We start from the raw sequence: 405 nt of genomic DNA, 5'->3' as shown, positions 1-405 counted from the left end.
GGTCCCCACCGTCAAGGTGACCGGCGGCCAGCGCATCGATCTGCTTGGCGTCAAGAAGGATGATCTGCCCTCGATATGGGCCGACCTCGCCAAGGCCGGCATGGTGTCCGGGCACGCCTATGGCAAGAGCCTGCGCACGGTGAAGACCTGCGTCGGCGCCGAACACTGCCGCTTCGGCACGCAGCTGTCGATGGGCCTCGGCGTGAAGCTGGAAAAGATGCTGTTCGGCATGTACAGCCCGCACAAGGTGAAGCTTGCCGTGTCCGGCTGCCCGCGCAACTGCGCCGAAGCGGGCATCAAGGACGTGGGCGTGATCGGCGTCGAATCCGGCTACGAAATCTATGTCGCCGGCAATGGCGGCATCAAGACCGAGGTCGCGCAGTTCTTCTGCAAGGTGAGCAGTGA

General features: G+C 64.0%; 1 pseudogene. It reads left to right on the top strand.

What is annotated here, in order from left to right:
- Positions 1–405, top strand: a pseudogene (locus ACEWB7_RS18330) (nitrite reductase large subunit); the annotation flags it as partial.

Source organism: Acinetobacter sp. NIOH-H-8 (genome assembly GCF_046635365.1).
GTDB lineage: Bacteria > Pseudomonadota > Gammaproteobacteria > Pseudomonadales > Moraxellaceae > Acinetobacter.
Note: the sequence above shows the minus strand (reverse complement) of the source record. Positions and strands in the feature narration are given on the sequence as shown.